Origin of the sequence: Aminobacter sp. P9b, from assembly GCF_045345995.1 — a bacterium.
Taxonomy (GTDB): Bacteria; Pseudomonadota; Alphaproteobacteria; order Rhizobiales; family Rhizobiaceae; genus Aminobacter; species Aminobacter niigataensis.
This window is the reverse complement of record NZ_CP150082.1, coordinates 842,020-861,925: the sequence shown is the minus strand read 5'-3', so window position 1 is coordinate 861,925 and position 19,906 is coordinate 842,020. Positions and strand designations below refer to the sequence as shown.

21 protein-coding genes and 1 pseudogene are annotated in these 19,906 nt (G+C 62.7%); 12 read left to right on the top strand and 10 right to left on the bottom strand.

Features of this window, described 5'->3' with window-relative positions:
• Nucleotides 1-117: 117 nt before the first annotated feature.
• The 6 genes from hslV to WHT83_RS04290 all read left to right on the top strand — a co-directional run bounded on the left by hslV (nucleotide 118) and on the right by WHT83_RS04290 (nucleotide 5,304).
• Nucleotides 118-666: an ATP-dependent protease subunit HslV gene (gene hslV / locus WHT83_RS04315; protein WP_108606144.1), complete on the top strand. Its 549-nt coding sequence runs from the start codon at nucleotides 118-120 to the stop codon at nucleotides 664-666.
• Nucleotides 656-1,177 carry a GNAT family N-acetyltransferase gene (locus WHT83_RS04310; RefSeq protein WP_406873062.1) on the top strand — a complete coding sequence of 174 codons (522 nt, stop codon included), beginning with the start codon at nucleotides 656-658 and terminating at the stop codon, nucleotides 1,175-1,177. Before hslV ends, WHT83_RS04310 begins: the two co-directional genes overlap by 11 nt.
• A complete protein-coding gene (locus WHT83_RS04305; RefSeq protein WP_318763136.1) occupies nucleotides 1,174-1,773 on the top strand; it encodes a DUF2585 domain-containing protein in 600 nt (199 codons plus the stop codon). Before WHT83_RS04310 ends, WHT83_RS04305 begins: the two co-directional genes overlap by 4 nt.
• Nucleotides 1,773-2,843: a hypothetical protein gene (locus tag WHT83_RS04300; RefSeq protein WP_406873061.1), complete on the top strand. Its 1,071-nt coding sequence runs from the start codon at nucleotides 1,773-1,775 to the stop codon at nucleotides 2,841-2,843. Before WHT83_RS04305 ends, WHT83_RS04300 begins: the two co-directional genes overlap by 1 nt.
• Nucleotides 2,844-2,872: 29 nt before the next feature.
• Complete coding sequence (hslU, locus tag WHT83_RS04295) at nucleotides 2,873-4,183, top strand: ATP-dependent protease ATPase subunit HslU (protein WP_108606147.1); 1,311 nt, start codon at nucleotides 2,873-2,875, stop codon at nucleotides 4,181-4,183.
• A gap of 158 nt (nucleotides 4,184-4,341) precedes the next feature.
• Nucleotides 4,342-5,304, top strand: coding sequence for a DUF1402 family protein (locus tag WHT83_RS04290; protein WP_406873060.1), 963 nt, complete (start codon nucleotides 4,342-4,344; stop codon nucleotides 5,302-5,304).
• On the opposite strand, the gene WHT83_RS04285 is transcribed toward WHT83_RS04290, so the two are convergent.
• The 4 genes from WHT83_RS04285 to WHT83_RS04270 are packed head-to-tail and all read right to left on the bottom strand — an operon-like array spanning nucleotide 5,301 to nucleotide 8,050.
• Complete coding sequence (locus tag WHT83_RS04285) at nucleotides 5,301-5,675, bottom strand: helix-turn-helix domain-containing protein (RefSeq protein ID WP_108606149.1); 375 nt, start codon at nucleotides 5,673-5,675, stop codon at nucleotides 5,301-5,303. The two genes, WHT83_RS04290 and WHT83_RS04285, sit on opposite strands and share 4 nt — an antisense overlap.
• Nucleotides 5,672-6,217 carry a Smr/MutS family protein gene (locus tag WHT83_RS04280; protein ID WP_406873059.1) on the bottom strand — a complete coding sequence of 182 codons (546 nt, stop codon included), beginning with the start codon at nucleotides 6,215-6,217 and terminating at the stop codon, nucleotides 5,672-5,674. The genes WHT83_RS04285 and WHT83_RS04280 overlap by 4 nt, the downstream gene beginning before the upstream one ends.
• A complete protein-coding gene (locus WHT83_RS04275; RefSeq protein WP_406873058.1) occupies nucleotides 6,214-7,320 on the bottom strand; it encodes a murein transglycosylase A in 1,107 nt (368 codons plus the stop codon). The genes WHT83_RS04280 and WHT83_RS04275 overlap by 4 nt, the downstream gene beginning before the upstream one ends.
• A gap of 22 nt (nucleotides 7,321-7,342) precedes the next feature.
• Nucleotides 7,343-8,050: a Tim44/TimA family putative adaptor protein gene (locus tag WHT83_RS04270; RefSeq protein ID WP_108606152.1), complete on the bottom strand. Its 708-nt coding sequence runs from the start codon at nucleotides 8,048-8,050 to the stop codon at nucleotides 7,343-7,345.
• Between the two features lie 214 nt (nucleotides 8,051-8,264).
• On the opposite strand from WHT83_RS04270, the gene WHT83_RS04265 reads away from it, so the two are divergent.
• Together WHT83_RS04265 and secB are read left to right on the top strand one after the other, a co-directional pair.
• On the top strand, nucleotides 8,265-8,738 hold the full coding sequence (locus WHT83_RS04265) for an FxsA family protein (RefSeq protein WP_108606153.1): 474 nt from the start codon (nucleotides 8,265-8,267) through the stop codon (nucleotides 8,736-8,738).
• A gap of 111 nt (nucleotides 8,739-8,849) precedes the next feature.
• On the top strand, nucleotides 8,850-9,344 hold the full coding sequence (secB, locus tag WHT83_RS04260; RefSeq protein WP_055981830.1) for a protein-export chaperone SecB: 495 nt from the start codon (nucleotides 8,850-8,852) through the stop codon (nucleotides 9,342-9,344).
• A 66-nt stretch (nucleotides 9,345-9,410) separates the two neighbouring features.
• Here the strand turns inward: secB and dnaQ are convergent, their stop codons facing one another.
• From dnaQ to WHT83_RS04235, 5 genes are all read right to left on the bottom strand, one after another.
• Entirely contained in the window at nucleotides 9,411-10,127 is a 717-nt protein-coding gene (gene dnaQ, locus WHT83_RS04255) for a DNA polymerase III subunit epsilon (RefSeq protein WP_406873057.1), read from the bottom strand.
• Between the two features lie 69 nt (nucleotides 10,128-10,196).
• On the bottom strand, nucleotides 10,197-10,787 hold the full coding sequence (coaE, locus tag WHT83_RS04250; protein ID WP_406873056.1) for a dephospho-CoA kinase: 591 nt from the start codon (nucleotides 10,785-10,787) through the stop codon (nucleotides 10,197-10,199).
• The gene (locus WHT83_RS04245; protein WP_406873055.1) at nucleotides 10,784-11,620 is read right to left on the bottom strand and encodes a shikimate dehydrogenase; all 837 of its coding nucleotides are present in this window, start codon (nucleotides 11,618-11,620) and stop codon (nucleotides 10,784-10,786) included. Before WHT83_RS04245 ends, coaE begins: the two co-directional genes overlap by 4 nt.
• On the bottom strand, nucleotides 11,613-12,212 hold the full coding sequence (locus tag WHT83_RS04240) for a Maf-like protein (RefSeq protein ID WP_406873054.1): 600 nt from the start codon (nucleotides 12,210-12,212) through the stop codon (nucleotides 11,613-11,615). The genes WHT83_RS04245 and WHT83_RS04240 overlap by 8 nt, the downstream gene beginning before the upstream one ends.
• 53 nt (nucleotides 12,213-12,265) lie before the next feature.
• On the bottom strand, nucleotides 12,266-13,087 hold the full coding sequence (locus tag WHT83_RS04235) for a pyruvate, water dikinase regulatory protein (protein ID WP_108606158.1): 822 nt from the start codon (nucleotides 13,085-13,087) through the stop codon (nucleotides 12,266-12,268).
• A gap of 400 nt (nucleotides 13,088-13,487) precedes the next feature.
• On the opposite strand from WHT83_RS04235, the gene hemE reads away from it, so the two are divergent.
• The 3 genes from hemE to rho all read left to right on the top strand — a co-directional run bounded on the left by hemE (nucleotide 13,488) and on the right by rho (nucleotide 16,488).
• Nucleotides 13,488-14,522, top strand: a complete 1,035-nt coding sequence (hemE, locus tag WHT83_RS04230) for a uroporphyrinogen decarboxylase (RefSeq protein ID WP_406873053.1) — start codon at nucleotides 13,488-13,490, stop codon at nucleotides 14,520-14,522.
• Nucleotides 14,519-15,058: a protoporphyrinogen oxidase HemJ gene (hemJ, locus tag WHT83_RS04225; protein WP_108606160.1), complete on the top strand. Its 540-nt coding sequence runs from the start codon at nucleotides 14,519-14,521 to the stop codon at nucleotides 15,056-15,058. Before hemE ends, hemJ begins: the two co-directional genes overlap by 4 nt.
• Nucleotides 15,059-15,222: 164 nt before the next feature.
• Nucleotides 15,223-16,488, top strand: coding sequence for a transcription termination factor Rho (rho, locus tag WHT83_RS04220; protein ID WP_055981803.1), 1,266 nt, complete (start codon nucleotides 15,223-15,225; stop codon nucleotides 16,486-16,488).
• Between the two features lie 5 nt (nucleotides 16,489-16,493).
• Here the strand turns inward: rho and WHT83_RS04215 are convergent.
• A pseudogene (locus WHT83_RS04215) lies at nucleotides 16,494-18,513 on the bottom strand (thioredoxin domain-containing protein).
• A gap of 63 nt (nucleotides 18,514-18,576) precedes the next feature.
• On the opposite strand from WHT83_RS04215, the gene mnmE reads away from it, so the two are divergent.
• Complete coding sequence (mnmE, locus tag WHT83_RS04210) at nucleotides 18,577-19,896, top strand: tRNA uridine-5-carboxymethylaminomethyl(34) synthesis GTPase MnmE (protein ID WP_406873052.1); 1,320 nt, start codon at nucleotides 18,577-18,579, stop codon at nucleotides 19,894-19,896.
• Nucleotides 19,897-19,906 lie beyond the last annotated feature (10 nt).

Sequence of the window (19,906 nt, the reverse complement as noted above, 5' to 3'; positions counted from 1 at the left end):
CATTTCGTGATGCGGCATGCGGATTTGCATTCCTTGCGCCGCGTCATACATAAGATCGAACTTCCACTCGTAACGCCCGAGCCGCCTCGAAGGGGCCGTGCGCCATCGGAGCAACATATGTCCAACGAACAGAGCATGCACGCCACGACCATCGTGACGGTGCGCAAGGGCAACAAGGTAGTGATCGCCGGCGACGGCCAGGTCAGCCTCGGCCAGACCATCATGAAGGGTAATGCCCGCAAGGTTCGCCGCCTCGGCAAGGGCAATGTGATCGCCGGGTTTGCCGGCGCCACGGCCGACGCCTTCACCCTGCTCGAAAGGCTCGAGGCGAAGCTCGAGCAATATCCCGACCAGCTGACGCGCGCCTGCGTCGAACTCGCCAAGGATTGGCGCACAGACCGCTACCTGCGCCGCCTCGAAGCGATGATGCTGGTGGCCGACAAGAACGTGTCGCTGGCGCTGACCGGCACCGGCGACGTGCTGGAGCCCGAATTCGGCGTGATGGCCATCGGCTCGGGCGGCAATTACGCGCTGGCCGCGGCCCGTGCGCTGATGGACACCGACAAGGACGCCGAGGAGATCGCCCGCAAGGCGATGCAGATCGCCGCCGACATCTGCGTCTACACCAACCACAGCTTCGTCATCGAAACGCTCGATGCCGGCTGAGCCAGCCTTGCGCTACGACTTCCGGCCCGTCGAAAAGAAGGACCTGCCGCTGCTGGCCAGATGGCTGGCAGCGCCGCATGTCGCGGAATGGTGGGGCGATGCAGCCGAAGAACTGGCCTCGATCGAAGAACATATCGACAGCATCTCGGTCGAGCCGCTGATCGTCGAGCTCGACGGCAAGCCGATCGGCTACCTCCAGAGCTACGACCCGCATCTGGAGGACGACCATCCCTACCAGGACCAGCCTTTCGGCACGCTCGGCGTCGATCTGACCATCGGCGTGTCTGAGCTGGTCGGAAAAGGCCACGGCTCGGCGATCCTGCGACAGTTCGTCGAGGAGTTGTTCGAGGAAGGCGTTCCACGCGTGATCATCGATCCGGATCCGTCCAACAAGCGGGCCATCCGGGCCTACGAAAAGGCAGGGTTCGTGGCTTTCGACACACGCACGTCGATTTACGGTCCCGCGCAAATGATGGCGCGCGACGCGGAGGAGGGGGATTTCGACGCATGAGCATATCGCAGGACCGTGAAGCCGCCGCGCAACGCGAAAAACTCGGCTGGTGGCTGCTGGTCGCAGCGCTGATGATCGCCGGGCAGGCGGTCGCGCTCTACTGGATGGGCCATCCGGCGATCTGCAAGTGCGGATACGTCAAGCTGTGGCACGGGGTGGTGCAGAGCTCGGAGAATTCGCAACACATCTCCGACTGGTACACCTTCTCGCACATCATCCACGGCTTCCTGTTCTATGCGCTGCTGAGCTGGCTCGCGCCCAAGAGTTCGCTTGGTTTCCGGCTGGCGGTCGCCATCGGTATCGAGCTGGCGTGGGAGCTGGTCGAAAACAGCGACTTCATCATCAACCGCTACCGCGAGGGGACCATTTCCCTCGACTACTACGGCGACAGCGTCCTGAACTCGGTGTTCGACACCCTGGCGATGGTACTCGGCTTCGTGATGGCCGCGCGGCTTCCTGTATGGAGCATCATAGCCCTCGCCCTCATCTTTGAAATCGGCGTCGGCTACGTCATCCGGGACAACCTGACGCTCAACGTCATCATGCTGGTCTATCCGCTCGATGCGATCAAGCAGTGGCAGGCGGGGATCATGTGATGACCAATCTTGCGATGCCGTCAGAAGCGCCCGGCATATCGCCCGATACCCTGCTCGCCGCAGTCGCAAACGGCCTGCTGACGGCAGAGCAGGCACAAGGGCTGCGGGACCTGGAGAGTGCGAGTGCGAGCACCCTCGACAGGGAGCCGCATGACGACGAAAAATTTCGGTTCATCAGCGGTTTCAGCGATATCTTCGTCACCATCGGCCTTGGGCTGTTTCTGGGCGCCCTGGGCTATTTCTCCGGCGACATGATCGGCAACACCGGCATGTTCGCCGCCATCGCCGTGGCGAGCTGGCTTCTGGCCGAATACTTCACCCGCCGGCAGCGCATGGCGCTGCCCAGCATCGTGCTGCTTCTGGTCTATGCCGGAGCGGTCTTTTCGACGGTTGCGGAAGCCTTCAACCCCAGCCTCAGCATCGGCATGGGTCTCGGCAACCACGGCGGCTTGCCGATTGTTGTCGCCGGTCTTGCGACCGCCGCGGCAACCGCATTGCACTACCAGCGCTTCCGCGTGCCGGTGACGATCGCAGCCGGCGTAGCCGCCCTTGTCGCCTCGGCCGTCGGGATTCTTTTCATGGTCTTGCCGGATTTCGCCATCCAGGCGGCCAAGCCCCTGCTGCTCGCCTGCGGCGTTTCGGTGTTCGCGCTGGCCATGCGGTTCGACCTCAGCGACCCGCAACGCCAGACCCGACGCACCGACATCGCGTTCTGGCTGCACATGCTGGCAGCACCGCTGATCGTCCATCCGCTGATCAGCGGGCTGGTCGGCGAGGGCGGTTCCGACGCGATCTCCGCCTGGAGTATCCTGGCGATCTTCATTGGACTGGCACTCGTCGCCCTCGTCGTCGACAGGCGCGCGATCCTTGTTTCCGGTCTGTCCTACGCCGGTTTTGCCTTCGGCTCGCTGGTCGTCAAGGCGGGGCTGGCGGACAGCGTCGTTCCGCTGACCATGCTGGTGCTCGGCGCCCTGGTGCTGCTGCTCAGCGCCGGCTGGCATGCGCTGCGGCGGACCCTTGTGCCACTGCTGCCCGGCGCCCTTGCGGTACAGCTTCCAGCCCATACATAAGCCCCAACTGAGTATTCGAGAGTAACGCCATGTCCACATTCTCTCCCCGTGAGATCGTTTCCGAACTCGACCGCTTCATCATCGGCCAGAAGGACGCCAAGCGCGCCGTGGCGATCGCGCTGCGCAACCGCTGGCGCCGGCAGCAGCTGGAAGGCCAGATGCGCGAAGAGGTCATGCCCAAGAACATCCTGATGATCGGACCTACCGGCGTCGGCAAGACCGAGATTTCGCGCCGACTGGCGAAGCTCGCGGGTGCGCCCTTCGTCAAGGTCGAGGCGACCAAGTTCACCGAGGTCGGCTATGTCGGCCGCGACGTCGAGCAGATCATCCGCGATCTCGTCGAGGTCGCCATCGGCCTGGTGCGCGAGAAGATGCGCGAGGACGTCGAGGCCCGCGCCCATGTCAACGCAGAGGAGCGCGTGCTCGAGGCGCTGGTCGGCAAGACCGCCAGCCCGGCGACCCGCGACTCGTTCCGGAAAAAGCTCCGCGACGGCGAACTCGACGACAAGGAAATCGAGATCCAGGTCGCCGACACCGGCACCGGCGGCATGCCGAGCTTCGACATCCCCGGCATGCCCGGCGGCAATGTCGGCGTGCTCAACATCAACGACATGCTGTCGAAGGCGATGGGCGGCCAGCGCACCAAAGCGCGCAAGACCACCGTCAAGGAATCCTACGGGCTTCTGATCAGCGACGAGTCCGACAAGCTGCTCGACCAGGACGAGGTCGTCCGCCGGGCGCTCGAGGTCACCGAGAACGAAGGCATCGTCTTCCTCGACGAGATCGACAAGATAGCCCGGGGCGGCGACGTCCATGGCGGGCCGTCGCGCGAAGGCGTGCAGCGGGACCTTTTGCCGCTGGTCGAAGGCACGACGGTTGCGACCAAGTACGGGCAGGTCAAGACCGACCACATCCTGTTCATCGCCTCGGGTGCGTTCCACGTGGCCAAGCCGTCGGACTTGTTGCCGGAGTTGCAGGGCCGCCTGCCGATCCGCGTCGAGCTGCGCGCGCTGGAGAAGGACGACTTCCGTCGAATCCTGACGGAGACGGAGGCCAGCCTGATCAAGCAGTACATCGCCCTGATGAACACCGAAGGTGTCAACCTGGAATTCACCGACGACGCCATCGATGCGCTCGCCGGCATCGCGGTCGACCTCAATGCCTCGGTTGAGAACATCGGCGCGCGGCGCCTGCAAACGGTGATGGAACGCGTGCTCGACGAGATCTCCTACGACGCACCCGATCGCAACGGCACCTCGGTCAAGATCGACGCTGCCTATGTCGAAAAGCATGTCGGCGATCTCTCGAGGAACACCGACCTGTCGCGGTTCATCCTCTAGAAAGCTCCAACGGCGGCCCGGCAGGGCCGCCGTCCATCCCGACCTGTGGCCGAATGGAACCATTCGGCCAGGTTTCGCAGCTTCGGGCGACAACGCCCTCGACTAAGCCTGGGGCATTTTCTAGTTTGCCCGGACAAAGCTTGGGCATACAGCAGCATATGAAAAGCGCATTTCTCACGGCATTTCTTCTGGCGGCAGCCTTCGGCGCGCCGCAGGCATCGGCTGCCACGACGGTGGTTGCCGCCGGCAACGTCAATGTCGAACAGCCCGAAGTGCCCGGCGCCTCGTCCAAACGTACGAGGGCAGGCAAGACCACGTTCGACGCCAAATACCGCAAGGTCTATGCGCTGCTGCAGAACGATGGCGAGCTGCGCGGCAAGATCAATGCGGTGGCACGCGACTACGGCATCGACCCGATGCATATCGTCGGTGCCATCGTCGGCGAGCACACCTACAATGTCGACGCCTACGACCGGTTGCAGACCTACTACGTCAAGGCAGTGTCCTACCTCTCCAGCAAGCTGCGTTTCGCCTATGAGGGCGAAGACATCTCCGATTTCATCAAGCGGCCGGAATTCGCCGAGTGTAGCGGCAAATCGGGCAGCTACGACCTTTGGGAATGCCGCGAGCGGGTTTGGAACCAGGATTTCCGCGGCAAGACCGTGGGCGGCACCAGTTATCCCAACGACCGCTTCAGCGCGACCTTCTTCCAGCCGTTCTACGCCGGCCAGACATTCGGCATCGGCCAGCTCAATCCGCTGACGGCGCTGCAGATGAGCGACGTCGTGCACAAGGTATCGCGCCTGCCCAAGCTCGATGAGAGCGACCCCAATGCCGTCTACAAGACGATCATGGACCCGGACCTGACACTGCCTTACGTCGCCGCGACGCTGAAGACTTCGATCGACGCCTACAAGAGCATCGCCGGCTTCGATATTTCCGGCAATCCGGGGATTACCGCCACGCTCTACAATGTCGGTAACCCCGAGGCGCGTGCCTACGCGCTCAAGGCCGAGAACGAACGGCGCGAGGCGGCCGGCGAGGCGCCCAAGGTGCCAGAGGAAAATTACTACGGTTGGCTGGTCAACGACCGCCTCAGCGAACTCAAGGCGCTGTTCTAGCCGCGCTTCTTCCGCGCGATCGCCTGGCGGACGTGAACGTTAAGGGCGGCAAGTTCGGTCTCGTTCAACTCGCCGATGGCCTGGGCCAGGAGATTGGCGAGTTCGGTAGCGGCAGGCGAAAGCCCCGCCGTGTCGACCACGACGCGCGGGTGCGAACCCTCGGCCAGCTTCTGCAATTCCTCGGCATCATCCCAGATGACATTGAAGTAGCCGATGATCTTCTGGATCATCGCCCAGGTCGGCACGCCGCGATGGCCATGCTCCAGCGCCGAGAGATAGGCGGCGCTGACGCCGATGGAGGCAGCCATGTCCTTCTGGCTGACGCCGCGTTCGCGCCGGAGTTCGCGGATGCGTTCGCCCAGCGGTGTCAATGGCCGGTCCTCCGCCGCAGCCGGATGTAGATCGCACCCGAGCCGCCATGGTGGCGTGCGGCATGATCGTGGCTGGAGACCAGCATGCGAAACGGCGCCGTGTTCAGCCATGCCGGCACCATGCGCCTCAGCACGCCGTCGCCGCCCTTGGAGTTGCCCTTGCCGGTGATGACGAGGACATAGCGAACCCCGCCGGCATGGGCCCGCGCCAAAAAGGTAAGCAGCAGGGAATAGGCCTCGTCCTGGGTCAGGCCATGCAGGTCGACGCGGCCTTCGATCGGAAGGCGACCCTTGGACAGCTTGTCGCGCGTCGGCTCGTCGAGCGAATGGGCGACATACTGGCGCTTCGGCGGTGTCGGTGCCGCTGGTGCCGGCACTTGCGCCGCCTGGACTGGTGCTGCAACCGACTTTTCAGCCACGGCAACAGGCAGTTCGGGAACCTCAACCGCCCGCTTGCCCTTCAGCGGCGAGGTCGTCCGGGCAATGACGTTCCACAGCACGCGTTCTTCGTCGCTCAGCTTGCGTTCGCGGCGCGTGCTCATGAACTGGCCCCGGCGAACAAGGACTTCGGCAGAAGCGCGAAGAAATCGGCATCGTTGCGGACGACGCCAGCGATCTCCCCGGCATCGAAGCCCGATCCGGCGAACAGGTCGCCGCGCGCCTGGCCGGTGATGGCCGATCCGGTATCCTGGGCGATCATCAGCCGGGCAAAGGGCTTGCCCCCGAATGCGGTCAGCGATGGCGCCGCGATGAAAAACGGCGTTCCAAAAGTGTGCAGCAGGCGATCGACGGCGACCGAACGACCCGGCGTCAGCGGCACCTTTGCCGCGGCGATCGGCCCGAGAGCGGGATCATCGACCGCTGCCTGCCTGAAGAAGATGTAGGAGCGGTTCTGCCATAGGATCTCGTCGATCCTCTGCGGGTTGGCTTTGAACCAGGCCCGGATCGACTGCATCGTCACCTTCTCAAGCGGAATCTCGCCGATTCCGGCCAAAATCCCGCCGGGACCGGTAAAGCGCTGGCCGGATTTCGCGGCGTAGGTGACGCGCCGCAGCGACCCGTCGGTCATATGCAGGCGCGCGGCACCCTGGACATGGATGAAAAAGGCGTCGACCGGGTCGGCCAGCCAGGCGATCTCCAGGCCCTTGCCCGACAAGGCGCCCTGTTCGATCCCCCGCCGGTCGAAATGTTCGACGAGCCCATTCGGGGCCTGGCGCGCGAAAGCGAGATAGGGGTCCATGCCGACCGGGCGGTTCTTATCGTCAACGTCGACGAGATCGGCCGGGCGCGACAGTAGCGGTATCCGGAAAACCTCTGTCCTGACGGGAGATGCCTCGACTTCGGGCTCATAGAAACCAGTGACCAGACCACGGTCGCGGCCATCCGGCGCGACAAAGGCTGGCTGGAAATGACGTTCGAAGAATTCGCGGGCCTTGGCGCCGGTCGTTGGCGGTTGTTCGCGGGCTTCGGCATAGGAGGGGCCAAAAGCATCGAAAGCGACGCCAAGGGCGCCGCTGCGATAGGGTTTGGTCAGGACATGAAAGGCAGAGCGCCGGAAGGCTTCGAAGGCGGCCAGCTGGTCATCTTCCAGCCAGCCCGGCAGGTCGGCGAAAGTGACCTGGCGGATTGCGGGCGAGAGCGGCACGGGCTTCGCCCGCCAGTCGCGATCAGTCTTCTTCCTCGGTGGCGACGAGCTTCCAGTTCGGGTCGCGCGAGCGGGTGTCGCGGGCGAAGGTCCAGACATCCTTGACCTCGGCCACGGTCTCCGGATCGCCGTCGATGACGTCGCCGGCCTTGTCGCGGGTCGCCGAGATCAGCTCCGAGACGATACGAAGCGTGACATGGGCCTCGCCGCCCTTCATCTCGGCCGAAACGATATCGGCCTTGTCGATACCGACGAAGGAAGACTGGATCTTTTCCGAACGGCCCTCGCGCTCGGTGATCGCCGCGACGAAGCCATCGAAGACCTCGCGCGACAGCAGGTTCTTGAGCGTTTTGCGGTCGCCGTCGGCATAGGCCATGACGATCATCTCGTAGGCCATCTTGGCGCCTTCGACAAAACCCTTGGGCTCGAAGGAAGCATCCGCATCCTTGATGGCGCGCAGGCCCTTGTTGAGCTCGGTACCGGGCTTGGCAAAGGCGTCGATGGCGACATAGGCGTCTTCAGCGGGCTCGCCGGCGGCGCGCTTGCGCGGCAGCGAGACGACGTTCTCGGACTTGCCATTGGCGTCCTGCGGCTTGTTGCGCGCTGCGGTGTAGGGATCGAAAGGCGGGCGTTCGTTGCCGGTGCGGCGGCCGAGCACGTTGCGCAGCTGGAAGAAGATCACCACCGCTGCGATCAGAAAGAAAATCGTGCCGAAATCGAAGAATTCCATATCTTCCCGCCGATCCGTCCCTTGTTCACGGCCAAAGCCAGACTATCTGCCAATTGCCGGCGCTTTTGGGGCGCCCCTGAGCCTTTGCATATAGAACGCATGCGCCGATCATTCAAATTAAAGGCGCAGCGCCCTATCTAAAGATGTATGCGGTATGCCTGTGACCGCATATCGTTGTCACGTCAACACAAACCGGACCGGATCGACGCCCTTCATGCTGCCACTCCTGATCCTTGCCTTGCCCTTGCTCGAAATAGCCGGCTTCGTGGTGGTCGGCAGCGAAATCGGCGTGCTGGCAACCATCGGCCTGATCCTTCTCAGCGGCATCGTCGGCTCGATCCTGCTGCGGGTGCAGGGTTTTGGCGTCATGACCCGGATTCGCACCGAGATGGACGCCGGCCGCGACCCTTCGAAGGAGCTGGCCAACGGCGCGATGATCGTGCTGGCCGGTATCCTGCTGCTGATCCCCGGCTTCATCACCGATATTCTGGGCATCCTCCTGTTCCTGCCGCCGGTCCGCGCCCTGGCCTGGCGCTTCCTCGGGAAGCGGGTTCGCTTCTCTACCGATTTCGGCGGCTTTGCCCGACGCGGCGGTCCGGCCGGCGGCAAGACCATCGATCTCGACGAAGATGATTTTTCGCGCCAGCCCAACCCCAATTCGCCCTGGCGTTCGATCCGCGACGAGTAGGGCCGAAGCTTGCGACGCCGGCAAAACCTTGTCTTGGCATGCCGAGCGTGGTAGCCAACGCGCGATTTCAATACGGGCCGCGCCGCGGCCGAGCCAAGAGGACATGGGCTTATGGCCACTAATGAAGCGCCGGAAGGCGCCAACGGCAACGGTAACGCACAGCAGCCCACGCTCAACGTGCTGGCGCAGTATGTAAAGGACCTGTCCTTCGAAAGCCCCGGCGCGCCGAACTCGCTGCGCGGCCGCGACAAGGCTCCCGGCATCAACATCAACGTCAACGTCAACGCCAACCCGATGACGGACAAGCAGTTCGACGTCAACCTGACGCTGAGCGCCAAGGCTGCCTTCGACAAGGACGTGCTGTTCAACGTCGAGCTGGTCTATGGCGGCGTCTTCCGCATCGACGGTTTCCCGCAGGAACACATGCTGCCGCTGCTCTTCATCGAGTGCCCGCGCCTGCTGTTCCCCTTCGCCCGCCAGATCATCGCCGAAGCGACCCGCAACGGCGGCTTCCCGCCCCTGATGCTCGATCCGATCGATTTCGCGCAGATGTTCCAGCAGAAGATCGCCGAGGAAAAGGCCGCTTCGCAGGTCAAGGTCAGCTAAGACCTCGCCCAAGAGCGCAGATATCGAAAGCCCGGCCTCAGCGCCGGGCTTTTTCGTACTCGGCGTTCAGTTTGGCTCGGTCGGAGAGAGCAGCTTCGCCCAGATCGCCTTTTCGCCAAGGGTGCCGACCAGCTTCTCGTGCGCGGCAAGCTCGGCCTCGCTCAGCCGGGTCGGCAGCGGCTCAGGCCGGGCGGCGATGACGATCTCGATCTGCCGCGTCGACCCGCGATTACCACCGGATGACGAAAAGCTGTCCAGCACCAGCGCCGACTGCTTGCCACCAATCAGCTCGATATAGACTTCGGCCAGGAGCTCGGAGTCGAGCAGGGCGCCGTGCTTGGTACGGCGGCTGTTGTCGATGCCGTAGCGCCGGCACAGCGCATCGAGCGAATTCGGGCCCATCGGGTGCTTGCGGCGGGCAAGCGCCAGCGTATCGATCAGGCGCTCGGCCTCGATCGCCGCCTGGTCGAGCCTGGCAAACTCGGCATTGATGAAACCCAGATCGAAAGTGCCGTTGTGCGCGACAAGCTTGGCGCCGTCGATGAAGTCGATGAAGTCGTCGATGATCTCAGCGAAGGTCGGCTTGCCCTCGAGATCGGCATTGGAGATGCCGTGCACGGCCTGGGCTTCCGGATGGACCTGCCGCCCCTGCGGGTTGATGTATTTGTGGAAGGTGCGGCCGGTCGGAAAGCGGTTGACCATCTCGATGCCGCCGATCTCGATCACGCGGTCCTCGCGATTGTCGAGGCCGGTCGTTTCCGTATCGAAAATGATCTCGCGCAAGTGATGATTCTCCTTGCCGCGAGCATGCCCTCATGGGCAGCCGGCGGACAAGTGCGGCGATTCGCCGGCCTAGGGCTTTCCCACCGTCAAATCGGCAATGATGGCCTGAACGGCAGCGCGGGCCGGCTCAAGGCCCTGGCCCGTATCGACGATGTAGTCGGCGCGCGCGCGCTTTTCAGCGTCGGGTACCTGCTTGGCCAGGATCGCCTCGAATTTTTGCTCGGTCATGCCTGGGCGAGCCAGAACGCGCTCGCGCTGGATTTCCGGCGATGCGGTGACCACCACCACCTTATCGACCCGGCCGCGGCCATTGGTTTCAAACAGCAGCGGGATGTCGAGAACGGCAATCAACGCACCCGCGGCGCGGCTGCGCTCGAGAAACGCATTTGCATCGGCCCGGACAAGCGGATGGATGATGCCTTCGAGCTTCTTCAGGGCCGCTGTATCGCCCAGAACATGACGGGCGAGTTCGGTGCGGTCGACGGTGCCGTCTTTCACCGTGCCTGAAAAGGCCGCCTCGATCAGGGGGGCTGCGTCGCCGGCATAGAGCCGATGGACCGCCTCGTCGGAATCATGGACCGGGACGCCGGCTTCCGCGAACATCCTGGCTGTCGTCGACTTGCCCATGCCGATCGACCCTGTCAGCCCCAGGACGATCATTTTTTGCGGTCCATGTCGGCAACGATCAGGTTTCGCAACTCGGCCGTGACTTCAGGCCTCTTGCCGAACCAGCGTTCGAAGCCCGGGACTGCCTGGTGCAACAGCATTCCGAGGCCATCGACCGTCTTGAGGCCTCGCGCCTTTGCCGCTGTGAGCAGCGGTGTCTCGAGCGGCACATAGACGATATCGGTGACAATGGCGTGGCCGGGCAGGGTTGCGGGATCGGCAGGCAGGCCCTCGTTACCATGCATGCCGAGCGCCGTCGTGTTGACCAGCAAAGATGCATCTCCAAGCAGTTCCAACGTCGCTGCCTGCGGATGGGCGGTGACACCGGTGCCGAACTGGTCGGCAAGCTGTTCGGCGCGCGCAACCGTGCGGTTGACGATGCGGATATCCTTGAAGCCGCGCTGCTTGAGCGCATGGATGATCGCCCGCGACGCACCGCCGGCGCCCAGCACGACGGCCACATCGCCCTTGGCCCAGCCCGGCGCAAAATAATCGAGATTGGCGGCAAAACCATAGGCGTCGGTGTTGCCACCCCACAAAACGCCATCCTCGAACCACAGCGTGTTGACGGCGCCGATCTGCTCGGCGGCCTCGTCGCGGCGCTGGACAGCGGCGAAGGCTGCCTCCTTGTGCGGGATGGTAACATTGCCGCCGCGGAGGCCAGCCGCAGCAAGACCGCTGAGAAACGCGGCGAAATCAGTCGGAGCGACGTCGATTGCCGTGTAGCTGCCGTCAATGCCGTAGCTCTTCAGCCAATGGCTATGGATCAGCGGCGAGCGCGAATGCGCGATGGGGTGGCCGCAGACGAATGCCTTCAACTCAGCCATCGATGGCCCCGAGCTCGCGCAGTTCCTTGAGAACCGGCAAAAGCGGCAGGCCGACGATGGTGAAATGGTCGCCTTCAACCTTTTCGAACAGTTGGATGCCTTCGCCCTCGATCTGGTAGGCGCCGACGCTCGACAGGGCTTTCCTGCCGACACGGGCAAGGTGGCGGCCAATGAAAGCCGGGTCGAGCTGGCGCATGGTCAGCGACGCGACCGCGACATGGCGCCAGATCGTTTCGCCATCGCGCACCAAAACCACGGCGCTGTTGAGCTGATGCGTCTGGCCGGAGAGCCTGAGCAGGTGGCGACGCGCCCCTTCCATGTCGGCCGGCTTGTGGAACACCTCGTCGCCGAGCGACAGCGTCTGGTCGCAGCCGAGCACCAGCCGGCCAGGGTGTGCTTCGCTGACTGCGACCGCCTTTGCCTCGGCGAGCACCAAGGCCACTTCCTCGGGCGTCGCACCGCTTTCGGCCAGCGGTGCCTCGAGCGCGCGCTCGTCGAGATCGGCGGGGATGGCATCGACAGCCACGCCGGCATGTTCCAGCATGGCTTTGCGAAACGGGCTGCCGGAAGCAAGGATGAGTTTTTCGGTCACTGGCTTTGCCTGAAAACGAACCGCGCAGGCGGCGTTGCTGGGTGTATCGGGTCCTAGCGGCTCTTGTTGCGCAGGGCAACGATCGCGGCGGCCGTTTCCTCGATCGAGCGGCGGCTGACGTCGATCATCGGCCAATTGTGCTTGGTGCAGATCTTGCGGGCATAGGCCAGTTCCTCGGTGATCGAGGCGCGGTCGATGTATTCCTGGGCGTCGAAGGCCATGGTCGTGCCGAGAATACGGTTCTGGCGCACATGCGAGATGCGCTCGGCGGTGGCGATCAGCCCGACGACCAGTGGCTTTTCCGCCTTGACCAGGCTGTCGGGCACGGGGACGCCAAGCACGATGGGGATGTTTGCGGTCTTGATGCCGCGGTTGGCGAGATAGATGCTGGTCGGTGTCTTCGACGTTCTCGAAATGCCGATCAGCACCACGTCGGCCTGCTCCATGTCGGTCGGCAACTGGCCGTCGTCATGTTCCATGGTGAAGTTGAGCGCGTCGATGCGGCGGAAATATTCGGCATCGAGCACGTGCTGGGCGCCGACACGGCGGCCGGCCGGCGCGCCGAGATAGGACTGGAACACCGACAGCACCGGCTCGAGCACCGACACGCAGGGCAGCCCCATCGCCGCACAACGGCTGTCGATGATGCCGGCGAGGTGCTGATCGACAACGGTGTAGAGCACGATGCCCGGCTCTTCCTCGATGTCGTCGAACACCTTCATCAGCTGCTTTTCGGTGCGGATCAGCGGGTAGATGTGCTCGATCGCGCGCGCGTCCTTGTATTGCGCGGAGGCCGCGCGCCCGGCCGCCAGAAGCGTCTCGCCGGTGGCGTCGGAGATCAGGTGTAGATGGAAGAAGCTTTGCGGTTTGTTCACAGCGGGCGCCTGGGTCTGTGGTCAAATGTGGATAAACGGGCGGTTTGGCTCGAAGCGGCCGGCGCGACTGTATCAGATGCCGACTTGTCCACAATTCGCTCTGCTGTCTGTTTCGATTCAGTGGCGGGGAGTATTGTGGGGATAGTTTTTTAGTCCCCGGCTGTCCACAGAATCAGCATCTGGCATGCGCTCAGCTACATTCCTGATTCAAATCGACGAATCCGCTTCTTGCTCGAAGTTTTCCACGCTGGCGAAAACGGCCGCGCGTCACTATGACAAGTGGATATCTCGGGCTGCCTATGGACAGGTCGTAATTCTCGATTCCAACAGACTCTAAGAATTAGAAGAATCCTTCGATATAAATTTTTGTTTATAGAAGGCTCAAGGAAAGGCAGACCTGATGCCCGTAAAACGCGCTCTGCTCCAAGTCCTGAAAGGCGAAAGCCTGGAGGTTCCTCCACTCTGGATGATGCGCCAGGCAGGCCGCTATCTCCCGGAGTATCGCGAAGCACGTAAGAAGGCCGGGAGCTTCCTCGATCTCTGCTACAACCCCGACTTTGCCGTCGAAGTGACGCTGCAGCCTATCAGGCGCTTCGACTTCGACGCCTCGATCCTGTTTTCGGACATTCTGGTCGTTCCGCATGCGCTTGGTCGCGATCTCCGCTTCGAGGAAGGCCGTGGGCCCTTGATGACGCCGATCACCGCGGCCGACGTCGCAGCTCTGGATGGCGAAAAGTTTCACGTGAATCTCGAACCGGTCTACGAAACCGTGCGCCGGCTGCGCCGCGAATTGCCGGAGAAGACGACCCTGATCGGCTTCTGCGGCGCGCCGTGGACGGTTGCCACCTACATGATCGCCGGACACGGCACGCCAGACCAGGCACCAGCAAGGCTGTTCGCCTATCGCGAGCCGGAAGCCATGGCGCGGCTGCTGTCGATCCTTGCCGATCATTCGGCAGCCTATCTCATCCGCCAGATCGAAGCGGGCGCCGACGTGGTGCAGATCTTCGATTCCTGGTCGGGCGTGCTCGACGAAGCGACTTTCGAGGTCTGCTGCGTCAAGCCGGTTGCCGAGATCGTGCGGAAGGTGCGCGCGGTCTATCCGGACGTTCCGATCATCGGCTTCCCGAAGGGGGCTGGAGCCCAGCTCGACAGCTACAGGGAGCGCACAGGCGTCACCGGCCTCGGCCTAGATTGGACGGTGCCTCTGTCGCAGGCGCAGCGTCTGCAGGGCGCAGGAGCCGTGCAGGGCAACCTCGACCCGCTCAGGCTCGTTGTCGGTGGCAAGGCTCTGGACGAGGGCGTGGATGCCATCCTGAAGGCATTGGGAAACGGTCCGCTGATCTTCAATCTCGGCCACGGCATTACGCCTGAGACGCCTGTGGCGCATGTCGAGGCGATGGTCCGCCAGGTGCGAAAGGCAACCCAGCAATGAGCAGCAACGCGCAAGGGGCATCAAGCGGTGCGACGGCAGCGAAACGCGCTGTGATCTCGATCGTTGTTCTGGCAGCGCTGACGGCGCTGCTCTTCCTCGCCGCACCAGACGGCTTCTACCTCTGGGCCAAGGCGATCCATGTCATCGCGGTGATCTCCTGGATGGCCGGCATGCTCTATCTGCCGCGGCTGTTCGTTTATCACGCAGAGGCGGAGAAGGGTTCCGTGCAATCGGAGACCTTCAAGGTGATGGAGCGTCGCCTGCTGCGGGCCATCATCAACCCGGCGATGATCGTCACCTGGGTGTTCGGCCTGTGGCTGGCCTGGAAGGGATTTGATTTCAGCGGCGGCTGGCTGCACGCCAAGCTCACTGCCGTATTGCTGCTTTCGGGCGTGCACGGCTATCTCTCGGCGTCCGTCCGCCGCTTTGCCGAGGACCGTAACGAGAAACCGTCGCGGCATTGGCGCATTGTCAACGAGATCCCGACGGTCCTGATGGTCGTCATCGTCATCCTGGTGGTTGTAAAGCCCTTCTGACGACCTTAAATTTGCTGGACTGCGCCTTGCTCTTTCGTTTCGGGAGAGCTAAAAGGCTGTTCTTCCTTCCCGCCATGCGCCGCCCCATTCTCATTCCCTGGCCGCGCCCGGCGCTTATCGCAAAATGCCGATAGCCAATCCTTCCCCACGCTCAGAGTCCGTCTATGCAGGAAACTAAACTCGCCGAATTCAAGAACAAGAAGCCGCCGGAGCTGATCGCTTACGCCGAATCGCTCGAGGTCGAAAACGCCAGCGTCATGCGCAAGCAGGAACTGATGTTTGCGATTCTCAAGAAGCTGGCCGGCCAGGATATCGAGATCATCGGTGACGGTGTCGTCGAAGTGTTGCAGGACGGTTTTGGCTTCCTGCGTTCGGCCAACGCCAATTATCTTCCGGGTCCGGACGATATCTACATTTCACCTTCCCAGATCAGGCGCTTTTCGCTGAAGACCGGCGATACGGTCGAGGGCCCGATCCGCAGCCCCAAGGAGGGCGAGCGCTATTTCGCGCTGCTAAAGGTCAACACGATCAATTTCGACGATCCCGAAAAGATCCGTCACAAGATCCACTTCGACAACCTGACGCCGCTGTACCCGACGTCGCGGCTCAAGATGGAAGTCGAGAACCCGACGACAAAGGACATCTCGCCCCGCGTCATCGACCTGGTGGCGCCGCTGGGCAAGGGCCAGCGCGCCCTGATCGTGGCGCAGCCGCGTACCGGCAAGACCGTGCTGCTGCAGAACATCGCGCACTCGATCACCACCAACCATCCCGAGTGCTACCTGATCGTGCTTCTGATCGACGAGCGTCCGGAAGAAGTGACCGACATGCAGCGCTCGGTGAAGGGTGAGGTGGTGTCGTCGACCTTCGACGAGCCGGCCGTTCGCCACGTCCAGGTTGCTGAAATGGTCATCGAGAAGGCCAAGCGCCTGGTCGAACATGGCCGCGACGTCGTCATCCTGCTCGATTCGATCACCCGTCTCGGCCGCGCCTACAACACCGTCGTGCCGTCATCCGGCAAGGTTCTGACCGGCGGCGTCGACGCCAACGCCTTGCAGCGTCCGAAGCGCTTCTTCGGCGCTGCCCGTAACATCGAAGAAGGCGGTTCGCTGACCATCATCGCTACGGCGCTGATCGACACCGGCAGCCGCATGGACGAAGTCATCTTCGAAGAGTTCAAGGGCACCGGCAACTCGGAAATCGTGCTCGACCGCAAGGTCGCCGACAAGCGCATCTATCCGGCGATGGACATCCTCAAGTCTGGCACCCGCAAGGAAGACCTGCTCGTCCAGCGCCAGGACCTGCAGAAGATCTTCGTGCTGCGCCGCATCCTGGCGCCGATGGGCACCACCGATGCGATCGAGTTCCTCATCGACAAGCTCAAGCAGACCAAGACCAATGCCGACTTCTTCGATTCGATGAACACCTGACCTGTTCAGCGACGACGAAGGGCTTCTTCAAGCTTTTCGGGATCGCTAATGACAGGCAGACAGATGAGGCCGGTGCAGAGATATGCACCGGCCTTTTTCGTATCCGGCAGGATGTCCCCCGGCAGTTTGGCGCGGCTCATCTCGTCGCCAATGTTGACGAAGATGTCGACGCGGCGCGGATCGGGGTTCCGATTCGCTACCGAAACAAGGCTTGGCGCTACCGGGTCTTCGACGACTATCAGCTTAGACGGCTCGAGCGCCAATACGCTGGCATTGACGATGCCGGCCTGCCCATATTGCTGGTTCTGGATGCGGCCGGCGGCATGCTCGGCGATCGTCCAGGCGCGTTGCTGCAGGTCGATGTCGCCGGTGATGTTGGCGAGCCGTACCAGCGCTTCGATGATCTGGCTGGTCGCCGACGGGATCGCTTCGTCGATGTCACCGCGGATGCGCATGGGCACGTCGGTGCTGTCCGAAGCGGTGAGATAGTGCCCCGTTTTGTCGGCATCGGCATGCCAGGTTTCGAGCATGGTTAGAAAACGGGCGCCGTGCTCCAGGTATCGCGCGTCCCTGGTGGCTTCGAACAGCGAAACGGCAGCGTTGACCATCGCGGCATAATCGCTCGACAGCGCCGGATAGAGCCGCTTTTCGCCCAAGCTGGAATGGGGCAGCCGGCCGTCTGGATTGGCCGAAGCTAGAATCGCGTCGAATGCCGCCTTCGCTGTCGCTATCCAATCGCTGCGTTCGAGGCTTCGTCCCGCCTCCGCTAAGGCAACTATGGCCAGGCCGTTCCAATCCGTCAGGGCCTTGTCGTCGCGGCCGGGCCGAACGCGCTTCTCGCGCGCCTCGAGCAGCCGGGCCAGGAGCCCGGAGACTAGGCGGCGCGCATCGGCCGACTGAACGGTCTGCGCTTCTGTCTGGTGGATGATGGGATCCCCTTCCCAAGAATCCGGCTTGCTGAGTGTGAAGTGGTTGAAAAACAAGGACGAATCGTCACCGAGAATGGCTTCTATGTCGTGTTTCGTCCAGGTGTAGAACAGGCCTTCTTCACCTTCACTGTCGGCGTCGAGGCTGGAGGCGAACGTTCCGTCGGGCAGCTGCATTTCCCGCATCAGCCAGGCGACGGTGTCTTCGATCTCGTATCCGAAACAGTTCGTTTCCGGTGGCGGCATAGGCCCAGTTGGCCTGGCGGATCATCTGGGCATTGTCGTACAGCATCTTCTCGAAATGCGGCACCAGCCATGGTGCGTCCGTGGAATAGCGCGCCAAACCACCGCCAACATGATCGTAGATGCCGCCGGAAAGCATATGTTGCATGCTTTCCGTGACCGCATCGCGATGTTCCTGGTTGTCCGAGCGGAGCCAGGACAGCCACAGGGTCTGCATGAAGGGCGCGTTCGGGAATTTTGGCGCCCCGCGGAGCCCGCCGAGTTGGCGGTCGATCATGTCGTAGATGCCTGATGCAAGTGTCCGGGCGGTGTCGGTCGACAATTGCCCGGGCGCGCTGCTGCCACCGAGGCGCTTGCTGACATGCTGCGCAAGGTCTGACGCGCTTTGCAGGATGCTGGCGCGTTTGCCACGCCATGCCGCATCGACGGCGTTGAGTACCTGGATGACGCCCGGACGCCCGTAGCGCGCCTCACGCGGAAAATAGGTCCCGCCCCAGAATGGCTTGGCGTCCGGCGTGAGAAACATCGTCAGCGGCCAGCCGCCTTGCTCGCCCATGCTGGCGAGCGCTGCCATGTATATCTGGTCGATGTCGGGCCGCTCCTCGCGGTCGACCTTGATGTTGACGAAGAGCCGGTTCATGACCTCAGCAACTTCGGCATTCTCGAAGCTTTCGTGCGCCATGACATGGCACCAATGGCAGGCGGCATAACCGACGGAGAGCAAGATGGGCCTGTCCAGCTCCACGGCTTCCGCCAGAGCCGCAGGTGACCACGGGCGCCAGTGCACCGGATTGTCGCCATGCTGGCGCAGGTAAGGGCTGCCTTCGTCACGAAGCAAATTGTCTTGCGGAAGCATGCGCGATCAGTCCGAAACAGTGGTAATACCGCCCAACCTAGGGCGCTTCCGTGAGACCGGCAAATGCTATTCACCGATTCCATCGCCGCACTTTCCAGCGGCCACTTACCATCCGGGGTGGCGATCATACGCATTTCGGGGCCGCATGTTCGATTCGCCATCGAAACGATTAGCGGTTCTCTCCCGAAACCGCGCTTGGCTCACTACGGCTCATTGCATGCGTCCGACGGCAGGCGGATAGATCAGGCGCTGACGCTGTTTTTCCCTGGTCCGAACAGCTTTACCGGCGAAGACTGCGGCGAGTTCCATGTGCATGGTGGCCGGGCGGTCGTGGCGACGTTGCTTACCGAAATTTCCGGGTTGCCGGGCTTTCGCCAGGCCGAGGCGGGCGAATTCACGCGACGCGCTTTTTTTAACGGCAAGATCGACCTCCTGGAGGCGGAGGCGCTCGCCGACCTGGTTAACGCAGAGACAGAAGCGCAGCGCCAGTTCGCGGTGATGAATTCAGGCGGCGCGCAGAGCGAGCTTTATCTCGGCTGGCGTAAGCGCCTGATCCATGCGCGGGCAATGATCGAAGCGGAGATGGACTTTGCCGACGAGGCCGATGTGCCGGGATCGGTGTCGTCCCAGGTCTGGCGCGACGTCGGATCGCTGATCGAAGAGATCGAACGTCACATCGACAGCTACGGCAAGGCCGAGATGATCCGCGACGGCTTTGACGTGGTCATCCTGGGTGCACCCAACGCCGGGAAATCAAGCCTGCTCAATTCGTTGTTGCGTCGCGAGGCGGCAATCGTGACCGACGAGCCAGGCACCACGCGCGATCTCGTTGAAGCTCAGCTCGATCTGGATGGGCTGAAGGTACGCGTCACCGACACAGCGGGTTTGCGCGCGCCTGCCGGCAAGGTCGAGGCCATTGGCATCGCGCGCGCAAGGGAGCGGGCAAAAGGCGCTGACCTTGTAATCTTGCTGGAGGACATGTCTTTGCCGGGCGTCGAGCTCGACGTGCCCTCGGCAATTCGCACCGTTAGAGTTGGCAATAAACTGGACCTGGCCACCGCACCCGGAGCCGATCGTTACGCCGTGACAATCTCCACCAAGTCTGGCGAAGGCATTAGTAGTCTTCTCAAAATGATCAGCGAAATGGCTGGCGAGGCCATCGGACAACGCGGCGACGTTCTCCCCTCGCGCTTGAGGCATGTCGAATTGCTGCAGGAAGCGTCCGCCCATCTTTGGTCCGCACTGTCGACTCAGCATTCGCTTCTGGAGTTGAAGGCCGAGAATTTGCGGCTGGCCAGCGATCGAATCGGCAAACTGTCGGGCGCGGTCGACGTCGAAGATCTGCTGGACGTGATTTTCTCCCAGTTTTGCATCGGCAAATGATTCACGTGAA